15 protein-coding genes and 2 tRNA genes are annotated in these 15,721 nt (G+C 65.6%); 12 read left to right on the top strand and 5 right to left on the bottom strand.

Going from position 1 to position 15,721, the window contains the following annotated elements:
• The first annotated feature begins 82 nt into the window (after positions 1–82).
• A complete protein-coding gene (locus tag ACPXCB_RS03625; protein ID WP_425872181.1) occupies positions 83–280 on the top strand; it encodes a hypothetical protein in 198 nt (65 codons plus the stop codon).
• Positions 281–372: 92 nt separating this feature from the next.
• On the opposite strand, the gene ACPXCB_RS03620 is transcribed toward ACPXCB_RS03625, so the two are convergent.
• A complete protein-coding gene (locus tag ACPXCB_RS03620) occupies positions 373–1,770 on the bottom strand; it encodes an IS1380 family transposase (RefSeq protein ID WP_425872179.1) in 1,398 nt (465 codons plus the stop codon).
• A gap of 847 nt (positions 1,771–2,617) precedes the next feature.
• Here ACPXCB_RS03620 and ACPXCB_RS03615 point away from each other — a divergent pair.
• Positions 2,618–3,169, top strand: coding sequence for a RipA family octameric membrane protein (locus tag ACPXCB_RS03615; RefSeq protein WP_425872177.1), 552 nt, complete (start codon positions 2,618–2,620; stop codon positions 3,167–3,169).
• Between the two features lie 236 nt (positions 3,170–3,405).
• A complete protein-coding gene (locus tag ACPXCB_RS03610; RefSeq protein WP_425872175.1) occupies positions 3,406–5,673 on the top strand; it encodes a P-loop ATPase, Sll1717 family in 2,268 nt (755 codons plus the stop codon).
• 101 nt (positions 5,674–5,774) lie between these two features.
• On the opposite strand, the gene ACPXCB_RS03605 is transcribed toward ACPXCB_RS03610, so the two are convergent.
• On the bottom strand, positions 5,775–6,251 hold the full coding sequence (locus tag ACPXCB_RS03605; RefSeq protein WP_425872173.1) for an NUDIX domain-containing protein: 477 nt from the start codon (positions 6,249–6,251) through the stop codon (positions 5,775–5,777).
• A gap of 24 nt (positions 6,252–6,275) precedes the next feature.
• Positions 6,276–7,499, bottom strand: coding sequence for a helix-turn-helix domain-containing protein (locus tag ACPXCB_RS03600; protein WP_425872171.1), 1,224 nt, complete (start codon positions 7,497–7,499; stop codon positions 6,276–6,278).
• A 383-nt stretch (positions 7,500–7,882) separates the two neighbouring features.
• Here ACPXCB_RS03600 and ACPXCB_RS03595 point away from each other — a divergent pair, with 383 nt between their 5' ends.
• The 3 genes from ACPXCB_RS03595 (at position 7,883) to ACPXCB_RS03585 (ending at position 9,042) form a co-directional block, all read left to right on the top strand.
• Entirely contained in the window at positions 7,883–8,140 is a 258-nt protein-coding gene (locus ACPXCB_RS03595; protein WP_425872169.1) for a hypothetical protein, read from the top strand.
• A gap of 22 nt (positions 8,141–8,162) precedes the next feature.
• Positions 8,163–8,375, top strand: a complete 213-nt coding sequence (locus ACPXCB_RS03590) for a hypothetical protein (RefSeq protein WP_425872167.1) — start codon at positions 8,163–8,165, stop codon at positions 8,373–8,375.
• Positions 8,376–8,817: 442 nt separating this feature from the next.
• Positions 8,818–9,042 (top strand): hypothetical protein, encoded by a 225-nt coding sequence (locus ACPXCB_RS03585; protein ID WP_425872165.1) that lies wholly within the window; start codon positions 8,818–8,820, stop codon positions 9,040–9,042.
• Between the two features lie 53 nt (positions 9,043–9,095).
• On the opposite strand, the gene ACPXCB_RS03580 is transcribed toward ACPXCB_RS03585, so the two are convergent.
• A tRNA-Gly gene (locus ACPXCB_RS03580) sits at positions 9,096–9,169 on the bottom strand.
• Between the two features lie 180 nt (positions 9,170–9,349).
• On the opposite strand from ACPXCB_RS03580, the gene ACPXCB_RS03575 reads away from it, so the two are divergent.
• The 6 genes from ACPXCB_RS03575 to ACPXCB_RS03550 all read left to right on the top strand — a co-directional run bounded on the left by ACPXCB_RS03575 (position 9,350) and on the right by ACPXCB_RS03550 (position 14,850).
• Positions 9,350–9,423, top strand: a tRNA-Pro gene (locus ACPXCB_RS03575).
• Positions 9,424–9,559: 136 nt separating this feature from the next.
• Positions 9,560–10,906: a trigger factor gene (gene tig, locus ACPXCB_RS03570; RefSeq protein ID WP_425872163.1), complete on the top strand. Its 1,347-nt coding sequence runs from the start codon at positions 9,560–9,562 to the stop codon at positions 10,904–10,906.
• 169 nt (positions 10,907–11,075) lie between these two features.
• Entirely contained in the window at positions 11,076–11,717 is a 642-nt protein-coding gene (locus tag ACPXCB_RS03565; RefSeq protein ID WP_091628855.1) for an ATP-dependent Clp protease proteolytic subunit, read from the top strand.
• A 10-nt stretch (positions 11,718–11,727) separates the two neighbouring features.
• Positions 11,728–12,390: an ATP-dependent Clp protease proteolytic subunit gene (locus tag ACPXCB_RS03560; RefSeq protein ID WP_425872161.1), complete on the top strand. Its 663-nt coding sequence runs from the start codon at positions 11,728–11,730 to the stop codon at positions 12,388–12,390.
• 218 nt (positions 12,391–12,608) lie between these two features.
• Entirely contained in the window at positions 12,609–13,904 is a 1,296-nt protein-coding gene (clpX, locus tag ACPXCB_RS03555; RefSeq protein ID WP_425872159.1) for an ATP-dependent Clp protease ATP-binding subunit ClpX, read from the top strand.
• A 148-nt stretch (positions 13,905–14,052) separates the two neighbouring features.
• Positions 14,053–14,850, top strand: a complete 798-nt coding sequence (locus ACPXCB_RS03550) for a carbon-nitrogen hydrolase family protein (RefSeq protein ID WP_425872156.1) — start codon at positions 14,053–14,055, stop codon at positions 14,848–14,850.
• Positions 14,851–14,853: 3 nt separating this feature from the next.
• Here the strand turns inward: ACPXCB_RS03550 and ACPXCB_RS03545 are convergent, their stop codons facing one another.
• Positions 14,854–15,081, bottom strand: a complete 228-nt coding sequence (locus tag ACPXCB_RS03545; protein ID WP_121399376.1) for a hypothetical protein — start codon at positions 15,079–15,081, stop codon at positions 14,854–14,856.
• Positions 15,082–15,721 lie beyond the last annotated feature (640 nt).

Here is a 15,721-nt window from a genome sequence, read left to right as displayed (position 1 = left end):
GAGGCCATGAGTGCGAGGTTCGCGGAGCAGGTGACCCCGGGGGTGCGGGCGCTCATTGAGGCGGCTCGGGTGTCGGAGGCCCATGAGTGCGAGGTTCGCCGAGCAGGTGACCCCCGCGCTGAAGACCTTGGCCCAGGCACACCGGCTCACCCTGAAACAGGTCGACTCCGGCGTCTGGGAACAGCTTGCAACCAGTGCCAATCTCTTCGCCTCCGTTGGCATCGCTAGCCTCGGTCTTTCACTCGAGTGCGGTGTCATAGCCGCTTCTCGATGGATCTGATTCGCGTGATTGCCGCTGTTTTGGTCGCATGCTGAGGACCCGGCGTGGGGCCGGGTTCCTCCGTGTTGCTGGTTGTGGCGTGAAGTCCGGGGTCAGCCGGTAGGTCGGGGTAGCGCGGCGAGTGTGCTGAATGCGCTGGTCAGGGCGTCGGTCCAGGGCCAGTTGGCGGCGATGGCCAGGCGGGTTCGCCGGGCGGTGCGGGTGATCCGCCCCGCGACGTGCAGCAGCCGGTAGCGCAGCTTCTTCGGCTCGGCGGTGGCCAACTCGCCGTCCAGGAGCAGGACCTGGGTCCAGGAGAGCAGGTCGATGCCGGTCAGGGCGAGTTGGAGCCAGGCCTGATTGATCGCGAAGTGCCGGGACGGGAACCGGCCGAAGCCGGTGTTCTTCCCGCAGCGGATCCGGTCCTCGACGCGGGCGTGACCGCGGTGGCGGGCCTCCAAGAACTGGACGCTGCCGCCGCCGGGTGGGGTGTCGGTGGCGACGACTTGATGCCGCCAGCCTTCGATGGTGTCGAACAGCGACAGCTGGGCGCCGGGGTGCGGGCGTTCCCGGCGGACGATGAACCGGGTGCCCTGCGGCCAGCCGGTCGGGTCGAACAGGCCGGTGATCTCGCAGACCTCGGCATGCTCGCGCAGGTCACCGCTGGTGTCCAGGGCGGGAACCCAGCTGGTCGCGGCCCGTATCGCCGCCCGCACGCCTTCGGTGATCGCGGCACCGACGGAGAACCGGATGTCCAGGTGCTGCTCGCGCAAGGATCGGATGTGGGCGAGGAACCCGTGGCTGGAACCGGCCGAATCGGCGCGGAGCAGGATTGGGGTGCCATACCGATGCTGGTCGGGGATCTGGGCGAGGGCTTGGTCGAGCACGGTGATGTGATCGGCGGTGGTGTTCGAGCCGGCCCGGCCTTCGCGCAGCAGTCCGGCGAGGGCTTCGCCGGTGTTGTCCAGGAAGCAGAGCAACGGGTGGAAGCCGAAGGTCTTCTTCCAGGTGCGGGTCGCCGATTCCTTCTCGGAGTGGCAGAGCACGATCGTCGCGTCGATATCCAGGATCAGCCCGTCGACTGGCAGGCCGGCCGCGCAGGCCCGCGGCAGGTCACCGCGGGTGTCAGCATGCTGGGCCCAGGCGACCTCACGGGCTTGGGCCCGAGCGGACCGCAGCACGGCGAGTGTCGCCTCGTCCAACTGCGATAACAGCCGCCAGGCGGTCGGGTCCGAGGCGACCGGCCCGAACAGGTCAGCCTGGTTACGCAGCACCGCCAGGTCGGCGATGGCCTCGCCGCCGTCAGCCAGCATCACCGCCAGATCGACGGCGATCCGACCCGGGTCGTGTCCGCGCTGCCGTTGCCGCAAACCAGCCAGGGCCTGACTGAATGCGCTGGTCAACCCGGTCGCATCAGCAAGGTCGGCGAGCAGCCGGGCACCGGCGTGACCGACCACGCCCCGCCCACCCCCGGTCACCATGATCTTCGGACGCCTTGCGGTAGCCTTCACCCAGCAAGTGCCTTCCGTGACGGGTTAACAGGACTCTCGACAAGCCCTATTTTCCCTGATCAGAAGGCACTTCTTCGTTCTCGGTCCACTCCTTGGACAGCCCTCAACGAAGGGCCGAGGCTAGCGTCCTCCGAGAGGATGCCTCCGGCCTTATTGAACATCCCACTGCGTGGCTGGATGAGGTCGAGGAAGCTGCAAGGGCCGGTGACGAACGGGCCGGAGATGCTCTCCTCCTGGTCCGCTACCTTTTCGGGTGCTTCCTGCTTCTGGCCCAGCGTCTGAACCCCTCAGCCAGGGCGATCGAGAGGGTAGGTGCGTTGGTCGCTCTCTCTGTCCTGATGACCGTCGTGGTGGGGACGACGTACGCCAATAGCCCGAAGACCTTGGAGAAGTGGGACACCTTGCTCGGTACACCCCTTGGAATCCTCGGGGTTTACTTGGCCATCTCTGGCTCTGGCGGCAACCGACCGCGGAGACAGAAGCCCAGCCTGAACAGGCGAGGTAGCAGTAAGCCTCGAAGGAGATTGCTCACCCGGTACCGCCACCGATAGTTGGCGGATCTCCGAGGAGGGCCGGGGATCGGGATGGAACCCTGGGGTCTTCAGATCGTGTCGTCTCTCGGCGTGGCCGGCTCGCCCGGCCGATGCCGGCCGGAGGCCGCCAGCAGGCCGGGGCCGGGCCGGCGCGGCCCGCTTGCGGGCCGCCTTGATCCAAAAGAGGACGTTTCGGCAAGAGTGCCGATCAAATGCCTACTTTGCCGCTGCGGGAGATGACATGACGACATCGCGTCAGGAGATGACACCCCTCGGGTCTGTCCGGTGGACCTAAGACCAGGCATAATTCACGCGTGGCTTTGAAGGACGGTACGCGCACGCGATTCAGGCGTCGGCAGGTGCCGATTTCCCTGATCCGGGACCAGTTGTGGACGAAGGTTGGCGAGGAAGAGTACTCCGCAGCGGGAGAGAAGTACCGCTCCGCGATTCTGGAGCAGTACAAGCTTTACGTCGAGATGGCCGACCGGATTGGTGCCCGTCGCAGCCTGACCAACACCTTCTTCTTAACCGTCAACACCGCGCTTTCTAGCGCATCGGCCATCTTTTCGGCGGATTATTCTGGAAAGGTGTCAACTCTTGCAGTGATCTTGCTCATGCTGCTCGTTCAATGTGGAGCGTGGTTCTGGATTTTGCGCTCATACAGGCAGTTAAGTTCGGCTAAATTCCGAGTAGTCGGCGCCCTGGAGGAGAGGCTGCCGTGCTCCCCTTACTGGCGAGCTGAATGGGTGGGTGTCGGATCTGGCAAGGATCGTTCTCTTTATTGGCCGCTTACTCGCTTAGAGCAGGCCATCCCTTTGGCTTTTGGTGCGGCGTACGTGGCAATCTTCGTTCTAGTAATTACCTGAGCGAAGTTAGCTTTGCCGAACCTCGACGGCTGTCACCTATGCGACAGTGCGGCGCGGCAGGCTGCGCTAGCATCGCTCCCTCGCTCGACATTTGCTGATCTTGCCAAACAATCCAGCATCCTGGTGCTGACTGGAGGAACGTCTTGGAGCGGCTCTTTTTTGGATATAGCGCTAATCCTGCCCTCCTTCGTGAGACGCTTCACACAGCCTCCGCAGCGTTGGAGCGCAGCCAAAGCGTGGCGCAATCGGTTTCCTGGGAAGACTTAATGGTGGACGGAAGGCTTATCGTCCACGAGGTCGAAAACGCGATCGACAATTGCACATTCGGGCTGTTCGAGTTGTCGACACTGAGCGATAACGTCTTATTCGAATTGGGCTTGGCTGTCGGTAAACGTAAGCGTGTGGCGATTCTGCTTGACGGTCAGGACGCACATGCCGCGAAGGCGCTGCGGGACTTGGCGTTATTGGTCACTACTGGTACTACCTCTTATCGCAATGTTGAGGATCTTTGCACTAGGGTCTCTCGCCTGCTTGAGAAGCCGTCGGCGCCTCTTTGGGATGACTTGACCGGAGGAGTGGAGCTGCCTCCTCCGGTGGACCCGAGACTCTTCTACATGCCGAGTTTCAAAGAAGATGAGGCAAGTCAAAAGCTGTCTAGAGTCCTTGATTCATACGGCAAATTTGAGATCATAAACATTGACCTTGACGAGTATGGTGGAACTCCGCTCGCGTGGTTTGTTGAACAAATACACTCGGCTCAGGTCGCGGTCTTCCACCTTACCCCCACTCGCACCCTTCTCTCCGATGTGGTTAATGCGCGGGCATCGCTCCTAGCGGGAATTGCACGGGGCCTCGGGCGGGAAGTCCTCATTGTCATGGAGGATCAGGCAAAGCCGGCAATTGACTACCGGGATCTCGCGCTTCGCTACCGTTATGCGGCAGATTTGGAGAAGCAGGCGAGGGTCTGGCTAGAGAATATCCGCCAACCAGATCGTCGATCGGCGACTCGCGTTCGGAAGCATCTCAATGTCGAACTCGCGGCTCTTCGCTTCGGGAATCACGTAGCGGAGGGTGACAAAGAAGGCCTCGACCACTATTTCGTTGAGACGCGTGACTATCGAGACGTCATTGATGCTGCTGCAACGATCTTCACGGGGAAGAAGGGGACCGGAAAAACGGCCAACATGCTTCAAGCCGCAGAGGCATTGCGAACCGATGTGCGGAATCTCGTTTGCGTGGTTAAGCCGGCAAGCTATGAACTCGAAGCGCTCTTGGAAGTTTTAAGGAGGATCGAGTCCAGGCATTTGGGTGACTATTTGATTGAAGGGCTCTGGAAATATCTTCTATACACCGAGGTGGCGGCTAGAGCGATTGAAGAAGCTGAGAAGCGACCAGCCGGCATTCTCGGCGGATCGCCGATAGATCGGCTCCGCCAGTGCCTCGAAGAGCAGCATCTTGGATCAGATGCTAGCTTTTCAGTTCGGCTCGAAAGACTCGTTAAATCCCTTGACGCACTCTTGTCTAAGGGGGTTAACGAGCATGACGTTGAATTGTCCCGCCAGAAGGTCAACGCAGCCCTTTACGGCGATACCCTGAAAACCTTGCGGAATTTGATCGGTGGCGCACTTTTCGAGCGCAACCGAATAGCGATCCTGGTGGATAACCTTGATAAGGCGTGGCATAGAGGCGCCGACCTGGAGCTTCTCTCCAGGCTGCTCCTCGGCCTACTGACTGTGATCGGTAAAATTGTTGACGAGTTCAAGAAGGAGAGCTCCCGGAAGGCTGCCGTCAACCTGACGCTAACCGTATTTCTGCGCAGTGACATCTATGCCTTTGTTCGTCAGCACGCCCGTGAGCCGGACAAGATTTCTACTGTCGAGATCGAATGGAGGGACCCGGAGCTGCTTGCGCGGGTCCTAGAGGATCGCTTCCTGGCATCGTGGACAAAGAGCCAGAACGCGAACGATTTATGGCAACACGCCTTCGTTCCTCGTGTTAAGGGAATTCCCACGCGGGACTATATGCTTGCACGAGTTCAGCCTCGTCCGCGCGACCTGGTGTTTTTTGCGAATGCGGCTGTACTGCGCGCCAGTAATGCCAAGCATGAAAGAGTGCAGGAGATCGACATTCTCGAGGCCGAGAGTGCCTACAGCAACTTCGCATTTGAAGCTCTGTTGGTGGAGGGTGTCGCGGCGCAAATCGACTTGGAGCCAGTACTGATCGAGTTTGCGGGCGAAGACTCTATTATTTCCGAATCGCGACTGACGCGAATTCTCAAGGCTGGGTCAACTCTGGAGAGCAGGGATCACGTGTTGGCCGTTCTTCGGCGTTTGGGGTTTATCGGAATCGAAACGAGTGAGGCTGTTTTCGACTTCGGTGGCACGGAGGGAGAGATGCGTAGAGCAGATGTCCTGGCCCGCAAATTGACCAAGGGGAGGCGGAAGCCTCGTAGATTTCAAATCCATCCGGCGTATCGCCCTTACCTTGAGATTCGCGACGCCTAAGCTGCAATCCGCCGTTTGAGCTAGTGGCTTCTCTCTTTCATCCCGTTAAGGTCGTCTTACTGTGGGAGGCATCTGCTGACTAAGGGCAGGGCGTTTCTGCCCTATTGCTCAATAGGAGGGGAACCGTGTTCTAGATAGGCGCTCTTGCTCTCTTGCCGAGCCTTCAATGCTTCGTGGATGCGTCGAACGAGACGGGCTGGACAATGCAGCGAGAGTTCTTCATCGTGAATGAACCGCCAATGGCTCAACTCTCCGTCGGGGAAGGTGATTCGTCTCTGGTCGCTACCATCTAGCGATCCTGCATCGAAGACAAAGAGAATCTTGTCACCTTCGTTGGGGGCGGGTGCCCAGTCGACCGCCAGGAGGGGGCCTACTTCGATGACTAGTCCGAGTTCTTCGCGAATCTCGCGAACGCAAGCACTGCGGGGGGACTCTCCAGGCTCCACGTAACCGCCCGGAATATCCCAGTGTTGTTTGTAGGTCGGGCGTACGAGCAGCACTCGGCCTTCGTCGTCGAAGAAGAGGGCGCCTGCGGCGACGCGTGGGGTTGCCATGGGTGGCATCTCGTTGGCCGTCACCAGAGCAGCCTAGAGGGGCTGGGTTCAGTCGAGCACCTTGAGCCGTCGGGCCAGGCTGACCAGTTCGGCCGAGGGCTTGCCGCGCTGTCGGCGGATCCAGGTCAGGGCGAGTTGTCGGCTGAGGAAGTGGTGTCGGACCTGCTCGGGTGCCATCTGTTCGGCGTCGAGTAGTACGGCTTGGGCGTCGTCGATTCGGTTCCACGAGCTGTAGGCGCGGGCGACTTCGAGGGCGTGGCGCACGCGGCGTTCCATCGGCAGACCGGCGGTGTCGAGACGTGGCCCAAGGTCGATGGCGACTTGAAGATCGCCCAACTCGGCGGCGGTGGCGACGCGGTGGATGGCGACGTTGGTCGGGCCGAATGCGGTCCAGAGATGGTTGGCGTCCGCTCCGAGCTGACCGGCGGCCTGGTCGGCAGCGGCGAGGAAGGCGCGGGTGGTGCCGGCGTCGTTGGACCGTGCGGCGGCCATAGAGCCGGACAGGAACAAGGTCCCGTAGACGGAAAGCAGCGCGGGCGTGGCGTGCTTCAGGTGGGGCTCCAGGTAGCCGGCGGCGTCCTCGGTGAGGCGTACCGCTTCGGCGTAGCGCCCGGTGGCATGTAGGGCGTGGCCGACGGAGCGGAACAGGGAACCGGTGACGAGCGGGTCGCCAGTGGGGCGGACTGCGGCCAAGCCGCGGTCGGCGGCGATCCAGGCGAGGTCGCTTTCCCCGAGCTTGGTGAGCTGGGTAGCGGCGAGCTGGTACGTCAGGCCGAGTAGCCGGCGGGCGTGGTCCTGGTCGTCGCCGTCGTGGTGGTCGGCGGCGGCCTGGGCGCGGTGGAGCAGGTCGGGCAGGCGGCCGGTGACGTACCCGAATCGGGAGTCCTGGTAGGCGTCCCAGAGGGCGCCGACATGCTTCTTTAGCGCGGCGACGTTCGACGGCTCCGCGTCCGTGCCGGCGCCAAACGGGGCGATTGCGCGGTAGTTCATCAGGGCGGTGCGCAGGGCGGGCACGGTTTCGGTGCCGCTGTCGGCGGTCCAGTCGAGCAGTGATGGTTCGCCGAGCAGGTCGCCGAGGGAGATGTCCAGGACTTCGGCGAGGGACTTGATGACAGAGAGCCGGTCCAGCTCGATCCGGTTGTTCTCGATCTTACCCAGCCAGTCGGCCGTACGGCCGATGAGTCCGGCTAGGACTTCCTGGGACAGGCCGCGTCGTCTGCGGTACCAGGCGACGCGTTCGCCGATGGTCAGGGTGTTGGTCGTTCCGCGCACCGGTTCAATGTCTCCCCTCGGTCGGCTGCGACCCCGGAAGGATTTTCCGGGTCATTGGGCGGTATGTGCCACAACCTGTCTGCATGACGGGGCTGAACGTATCGAGCAACTGCCAATCCTGCTCGGGCGCGGGCTGGAAGTACACCCTTGCCCGCACCGCCATCCGGGGAATGGGGCGGGGGTCGGAGCGGACTCGTTCGCTTGCCCGTCGGTCCTGCCTGGACTGCGCGGGTTCCGGTCGCGCGGCGACCTGCTGAGGCTGGCCCGGGGTGGGTGCTGGCGTGGGACCGCGACCCGAAGGACGGCCCGTGAATGGCCCGCCCACCCCGGCGCCCCGCAAGCCGGCACCGCCCCGGCCGGGCGTGCCGGCGCCGGGTGACCTGGTGCTGATCGACGGTCGGGCGTCGGTGCAGTTCGGTGGCGATCGCGCGCTGTGGCTGCGGGTTACCTCGGTCTGCGATAAGCCGACGTACCACGGCTGGGTGTGGCTCACCGGCTACGCCATCAACCCGGCCACCGGTAAGGCGCTGGCGCGGCGGGAGGTCTTCGCGCAGATCGCCGGCCTTCAAATCCAGCGACGTACTACCAACAACGCGCCGCCTCGCAATGTGGCGCCGGTGATGAGGAGACGCGGTGTTTGACGTTCGGGTACGACTCGGCGCGGTGCTGACGATCGATGCGACAGATCGTCTCCTGCCGTCGGACGGGCCGGTGACGTTGTGGGTGACCGGGGTTCGGCTGGTGGCCAACCGTCCGCCGCAGGATGAGTGGATCTGGGTCGAGGGATTCAGGCTCGGTCCGTCCGGCCGTCACGGTCGGCAGGCGCAGATCCTGGTACGCGCGAGCAAGCTCCCGCCGGATGGGACGGACCGGTGAGCACCTACCTGTCCAGTGCGGTGCGCGACCAACTCCGGCCGCACAGGCGCAGCTTGACCAGCACACCCCGTCGAGCGCGGACGGGCGCTGCGCCACCTGCGGCGAGGAGGGTCCGTGCCCGCAGCGTCAGGCAGCGTTGCGGGTGTTCGGCCGGTACGGCTGCCTGCCGCGTCGGTGGCCGGGCGCGATTCGTCCGGATCGGTGGGAGCGCCGTCGTCGTGGTCGGGGTGGCTGGTCGCAGCGGTCGGGCGTGTGACGCCGGACGGCTGAGCTGACTTGTTCTGTCATGCAAACTTCCACGACCTCCGGCACACCGGCAACAACCTGGCGGCGGCGACCGGGGCGAGTACCCGGGACCTGATGCACCGGATGGGCCACGCGAGCATGCGGGCGGCCCTCATCTACCAGCACACGACGAGCGGGACCGGAGGTCGCCGACGCCATGGACCGCCGGATCGCGAAGCAGGCGAAGCAGGCGAAGCGGGCGATGGCGTCGGCCAAGGGGAGCAAGGCCAAGGTGACCAAGGGCAAGGCGGCCAAGCAGAAGCCGGCGGCGCGCAAGGCGACCAAGGACGCGAAGCCGAAGCGGCCGGCCCTCGAACCCGCCTTGGACGGCTCGGCCGACGCTACTGGCCCGCCACTGGCACGCGAGATCAGAGAGGGCTGAGACGAGAGCGGCCCAGGCTCGGCGAGAACGCCGCTGACCTGGGCCGGTACTGCTGGAGCGGGCGACGAGAATCGAACTCGCACCGTCAGTTTGGAAGACTGAAGCTCTGCCATTGAGCTACGCCCGCGTGCGCCCCGCCATCGCAGGGCGCGCCGACAGCGTACCGAATGACCCGCGTGCTCCGCGCGGCCGTATCCCCGGCGGGGTGGTGTCGGAGCGCCGGATGTCCGGTTGGTCCCCCTTCGGCGCGTTGAGGGACGCCCCGGGACTTCCGGCGGGTCGCGACGGCATAGACTGCTCGTCGCCACGGGGTGTGGCGCAGCTTGGTAGCGCACTCGCTTTGGGAGCGAGGGGCCGTGGGTTCAAATCCCGCCACCCCGACTGTCGTCCGCGGCCGGTCGCCGGGGTCGCCCTCCGTGCGGTCCCCGGCCGCTGCCGGTTCGTCCGGCCGGCTCGCCTACACTCGATGGGCTAATCACGCCCAGACTAAAACCGAGATCCGTCAAGGAGTACGCCTGTGAAGAGCACCGTCGAGACTCTGAGCCCGACGCGCGTGCGGCTCGCCATCGAGGTGCCGTTCGTCGAGCTCGAGCCGAGCCTCAGGAAGGCGTACCGGGAGATCGGGCAGCAGGTCCAGGTGCCCGGCTTCCGCAAGGGCAAGATTCCTGCGGCCGTGATCGACCAGCGGGTCGGCCGGGGCACCGTCCTCAACGAGGCGGTGCAGGAGGCCATCCCGCAGAACATCCTCGCCGCCGTCCGCGAGCACGACCTGAAGACGCTCGGCCGCCCCGAGGTCGAGATCACCGAGTTCAACGACGGTGACTCGCTGAACTTCACCGCCGAGGTCGACGTCCGCCCGGAGATCACCCTGCCGGACCCGGCCACCATCGAGGTGACCGTCGACGAGCTCCAGATCGACGACAGCGAGATCGACGAGCAGGTGAAGAGCCTGCGCGAGCGGTTCGCCACCCTGAAGACCGTCGAGCGGGCCGCCCAGGAGGGCGACTACGTCCAGATCGACCTGAACGCGACCGTCGACGGCGAGGACGTGCCGGGCGGCTCCGCCAGCAACATCTCCCACGAGGTCGGCAGCAAGCAGCTCCTCCCGGGCCTGGACGAGGCCGTCGTCGGCCTGGCCGCCGGCGAGGACACCAGCTTCACCACCCAGCTCGTCGGCGGCGACTTCGCCGGCCGCGACGCCGAGGTGGCGGTGACCGTCCGCACGGTCAAGGAGAAGGAGCTGCCGGAGCTCAACGACGAGTTCGCCCAGATGGCGAGCGAGTTCGACACCATCGAGGAGCTGCGCGGCGACCTGCGGGAGCGGGTCACCCGGGGCAAGCGGGTCGAGCAGATCTACGCCGCCCGCGACAAGGCGCTGGAGCAGATGGTGGCCGCCGCCGAGGTGCCGGCGCCGGAGGGCATCGTCCGCGAGGAGGTCGAGAGCCGCAAGCAGGCGATGGTCGACCAGCTCGAGCGGATCGGCGCCTCCCTGGAGGAATACCTCGCGGCCGAGGAGAAGACCGAGGAGCAGATCGACGCCGAGCTGACCGAGGCGGCGACCGAGGGCGTCAAGGTCCAGCTGCTGCTGGACACCCTGGCCGACGCCGAGGACGTGCAGGTCTCCGACGACGAGTTCGGCCACGAGATCGTGCACCGGGCCCAGCGCGCCGGGATGGCTCCGCAGCAGTACTACGACCAGCTGGTCCGCTCGGGCGCGGCCGGTGCCGTCTTCGGTGACGTGCGGCGGGGCAAGGCCCTGGCCTCGGTCATGGAGCGCATCAAGATCAAGGACGCGGCGGGCAACGAGGTCACCCTCGACGCGCTGCGCGCCGAGAACGAGGCCGAGCACAACCACGAGCACTGACAGTGCGGGGAGGCCGCCGTCCGCCGCCTGCGGTGGACGGCGGCCGATTCCCTTTTCGGGTACGCCTCGGCGGTACTGCGCTGATAGCGAACACTGCCCGGACCGGCGCTCTGCCATCCGGCTGAGCGGTTAGTGTCGGGTAGGACGGTACGGAGAGCGAAGGGCTGCCATGACCGACATGCACATCCAAGCGAAGCCGCTCCGGGCGATCGATGCCCGCGGTGGCGACACCATTGGCAACCTCGACGACTCGGTCTACAACCGGTTGCTCAAGGAACGCATCATCTTCCTCGGCAGCGAGGTGACCGACCAGGTCGCCAACCGCATCTGCGCGCAGCTCCTGCTGCTCGCCGCGGAGGACCCGGACCGCGACATCAACCTCTGGATCAACTCGCCGGGCGGGTCGGTCTACTCCGGCATGGCGATCTACGACACCATGCAGTTCATCGACAACGACGTCTCGACCGTGGCGATGGGCATGGCGGCGTCCATGGGTCAGCTGCTGCTCTGCGCCGGCACCAAGGGCAAGCGCTACGCCCTGCCGCACGCGCGGATCATGATGCACCAGCCCTCCGGCGGTCTCGGCGGCACCGCGTCCGACATCGCCATCCAGGCGGAGCAGATGCTCTACACCAAGCGGATGTTCCAGGAGCGGGTCGCGCACCACACCGGCCAGAGCCAGGCGCAGATCGAGGCGGACTCCGACCGCGACCGCTGGTTCACCGCCCAGGAGGCCCTGGACTACGGCTTCATCGACAAGGTGATCATCGGGGCCGCCCAGGTTCCGGATGGCGCCGGGACCCTGAGCTGAGGAGCTGACGATGACCGACCTGAGCCTGCCGCCCCAGTTCGCGGCCGTGCACAACCGCTACGTCCTGCCGTCGTTCGTCGAGCGCACGTCGTACGGGGTGAAGGAGTCCAACCCCTACAACAAGCTCTTCGAGGACCGGATCATCTTCCTCGGCGTCCAGGTCGACGACGCCTCGGCCAACGACGTGATGGCGCAGTTGCTGACGCTCGAGGGCACCGACCCGGACCGCGACATCATCATGTACATCAACTCGCCCGGCGGTTCGTTCACCGCCATGACGGCGATCTACGACACCATGCAGTACGTCCGTCCGGACATCTCGACGGTCTGCCTCGGCCAGGCCGCCAGCGCGGCCGCCGTGCTGCTGTCGGCCGGCACCCCGGGCAAGCGGATGGCGCTGCCGAACTCGCGGATCATCATCCACCAGCCGGCCACCGAGGGCGGCTACGGGCAGGGCTCGGACATCGAGATCCAGGCCCGGGAGATCCTGCGGATGCGGACGCAGCTCGAGGAGATGCTCTCCCGGCACTGCAACCGGCCGGTCGAGAAGGTCCGCAAGGACATCGACCGTGACAAGATCATGACGGCCGAGGAGTCCAAGGAGTACGGGCTGGTGGACACCATCCTCACCAGCCGCAAGAAGGGCCTGCTGGCGGCCAACGCCGCCAGCTGAACAGCTCGGGTCGCGGTCGGCCGGGAGTCCGCTCCCGGCCGACCGTCTGACACACCCGATTTGGGGGTCGGAGAAACCTCCGCCAGCGGGTAACGTCGGGTCTGTGCCGCTCCACCGGTCCGCCGGCGGGGTGAAACGAGCGGGTGAAACGAGGCGGACGCTTCCACGTCCGCAGGCGAGGGCCGGGTCTCCGGCCGACGAGTGCAGGGAGAACGTAGGTGGCACGGATCGGTGACGGCGGCGACCTACTGAAATGCTCGTTCTGCGGGAAGTCGCAGAAGCAGGTCAAGAAGCTCATCGCGGGCCCTGGGGTCTACATCTGCGACGAGTGCATCGATCTCTGTAACGAGATCATCGAGGAGGAGTTGGCCGAGTCCGGCGAGGTGAAGTGGGAAGAGCTTCCCAAGCCGATGGAGATCTGCCAGTTCCTCGACACCTACGTCGTCGGGCAGGACCAGGCCAAGAAGGCGCTCGCCGTCGCGGTCTACAACCACTACAAGCGGATCCAGGCCGAGGCGGCCGGCGCGCCGGGCTCCGGCAGTGACGCCGTCGAGCTGGCCAAGTCCAACATCCTGCTGCTCGGCCCGACAGGGTGTGGCAAGACCCACCTGGCGCAGACCCTGGCGCGGATGCTGAACGTGCCGTTCGCCATCGCCGACGCCACCGCGCTCACGGAGGCCGGCTACGTCGGCGAGGATGTGGAGAACATCCTCCTCAAGCTGATCCAGGCCGCCGACTACGACATCAAGCGCGCCGAGACCGGCATCATCTACATCGACGAGGTCGACAAGATCGCCCGTAAGTCGGAGAACCCGTCGATCACGCGGGACGTCTCCGGCGAGGGCGTCCAGCAGGCACTGCTCAAGATGCTGGAGGGCACGGTGGCCAACGTGCCGCCGCAGGGCGGGCGCAAGCATCCCCACCAGGAGTTCATCCAGATCGACACCACCAACGTGCTGTTCATCTGCGGTGGTGCCTTCGCCGGGCTCGACCAGATCATCGAGGCACGCAGGGGCCAGGGCGGCACCGGCTTCGGCGCCCGGCTGCGGTCGGTCTCCGAGCGGTCGACCGACGACATCTTCAGCCAGGTCATGCCGGAGGACATGCTGAAGTTCGGGCTGATCCCCGAGTTCGTCGGCCGGCTCCCCGTCATCACCAACGTGCGCAGCCTCGACCGCGCCGCCCTGGTGCGCATCCTCACCGAGCCGCGCAACGCTCTGGTCCGGCAGTACCAGCGCCTCTTCGAGCTCGACGGCGTCGAGCTGGAGTTCGATGAGCCGGCACTGGAGGCGATCGCCGACCAGGCCATGTTGCGCGGCACCGGCGCCCGCGGGCTGCGGGCCATCATCGAGGAGGTCCTGCTCTCCGCGATGTACGAGGTGCCGAGCAACCCCGACGCCGCCCGGGTGCTGATCACCCGCGAGGTGGTGCTCGAGAACGTCAACCCGACGATCGTTCCCCGCGAGTTCACCGGCCGGCGTGCCCGGCGGGACCGCGAGGAGAAGTCGGCCTGATCCACCACCGCCGCGCCCGACCGCTCCGGTCGGGCGCGGTGTCGTGTCCGGCCCGGCCGACGCCGGTGGACCCGACCAGCCGTGGCCGGGAGCCCCGCCACCTCTTCGACGCTGTCGCCGTGCCCCCTCCGGTCGTACGCTGATGCCCATGCGCGTCGCCGTCTGTCAGCTGAACTCCCGGGAAGACCGTAAGGCGAACCTCGCGGCCGCGGAGGCCCTGCTGGAACGCGCGGCGGCAGCCGGCGCGGACCTGGCGCTCCTGCCGGAGTGCGTCGACTACCTCGGCCCCACTGCGGGTCTCCCCGAACCGGAGCCGGTCGACGGCGAGGTCGGCCAGTTCTTCGCCGGCGTCGCCCGGCGCCTGGGCATGTGGCTGATCGCCGGGTCGATCCACGAACGCGGGCCGGATCCGGCCCGCACCTGGAACACCTCCCTGGTCTTCGACCGCTCCGGCACGCTCGCCGCCAGCTACCGCAAGATCCATCTGTACGACGTGGAGATCCCCGGCCGGGTCTCCTACCTGGAGTCGGCCACCGTGGCCGCGGGCGATCAGCCGGTGGTCGTCGACGTCGAGGGCCTTCGCGTGGGCCTGTCGATCTGCTACGACCTCCGGTTCCCGGAGCTGTACCGGCGGCTCGTGATCGAGGGCGGCGCCCAGTTGCTCGTGGTGCCGGCAGCCTTCACCCTCCACACGGGTAGGGATCACTGGGAGGTGCTGCTGCGCGCGCGGGCGATCGAGAACCAGTGCTTCGTGGCCGCGGCGGGGCAGACCGGCGACCACCAGCCGAGCCGGAGCTGTTACGGACGCAGCATGGTGGTCGACCCGTGGGGGACGGTGCTCACCCAGGTGCCCGACGGCCCGGGCCTGGCCGTCGCCGACCTCGATCTCGACCGGCTGCGGACCATCCGCGCCGAGCTGCCGAGCCTGGCGAACCGCCGCCTCTGACGCTCACCCCTGAAGCAGTACCCCCAGCACGGCGAAGCCGGCGATCGCGGCTGCCGTGACCAGGAGTGCCGTCGTCATGCGGGACCGACCACGGCGGGCCAGCCGAGCCACCGAGACCAGGACGACGAAGACCACGAAGGCGCCGATGACCAGCTGCCAGAACGGCAGCAGCAGTCCCGTCAGCGCGTCCTCGGCGAGCACGGTCACCCGGGTACGCGGGAGGTCAGCCATGACAGACACTCTGGCACGCCGGGACCGCCTTCGGACCCACGCGGTCGTCACGAATGCGCGACCGCGGCGGCCGTTCCGGACCCACAGTGACGAACGCCGATTTGCCTTCTCCGAGCGGGCGGCGTAACTTTCTCTCTGCACGCGGAAGGCCGGACAAACCGGCCGACAAGGGCACCAGGCTCGTGGCGGAGACGCCGGGCGAGGCTGAGGATCCGGGCGGTGCGAGGACACTCCAAGACGGGGTTGCGATCGCGAGGCCGGCCGGGTAGAGTTCGGAAGCCGGCAGGAGCCGGGCGGATGGCCACGAAGTGGCGATCGGCCGGTCTGCGGCTCCCCACGACAGCAACGACCGCCGTGATACGGCGAGCGTCATCGTGGAATCCGGAGCACATCCTTGATCACCTCGGACACGAGGTTGACGACGGGAAGTGAACCGAGTAAGGTAGAGAAGTTGCCCCAAGCGGGTTCCCACAATGTGGGACGCCCGAGTGGTGTGTGGTTGTTCTTTGAGAACTCAACAGGGTGCTTGATAAGCCAGTGCCAATTATGATTTATACCCCGGACTGGCAGACCATTTATGGTTTGTTGGTCTTGGATTCCTTTGGCAACACTTTTTGTTGTCGGGACAGTTTTTCAACAA

The organism is Micromonospora sp. DT62 (assembly GCF_049847285.1).
Lineage (GTDB): Bacteria > Actinomycetota > Actinomycetes > Mycobacteriales > Micromonosporaceae > Micromonospora > Micromonospora reichwaldensis.
Note: the sequence above shows the minus strand (reverse complement) of the source record. Positions and strands in the feature narration are given on the sequence as shown.

Bases quoted from the DNA above. Each gene is read 5' to 3' on its own strand.
- ACPXCB_RS03585 (WP_425872165.1), top strand. From the start codon at position 8,818: ATGGACCGCCGGATCGCGAAGCAGGCGAAGCAGGCGAAGCGGGCGATG.
- ACPXCB_RS03625 (WP_425872181.1), top strand. From the start codon at position 83: ATGAGTGCGAGGTTCGCCGAGCAGGTGACCCCCGCGCTGAAGACCTTG.
- ACPXCB_RS03550 (WP_425872156.1), top strand. From the start codon at position 14,053: ATGCGCGTCGCCGTCTGTCAGCTGAACTCCCGGGAAGACCGTAAGGCG.
- ACPXCB_RS03565 (WP_091628855.1), top strand. From the start codon at position 11,076: ATGACCGACATGCACATCCAAGCGAAGCCGCTCCGGGCGATCGATGCC.
- ACPXCB_RS03545 (WP_121399376.1), bottom strand. From the start codon at position 15,081: ATGGCTGACCTCCCGCGTACCCGGGTGACCGTGCTCGCCGAGGACGCG.
- ACPXCB_RS03560 (WP_425872161.1), top strand. From the start codon at position 11,728: ATGACCGACCTGAGCCTGCCGCCCCAGTTCGCGGCCGTGCACAACCGC.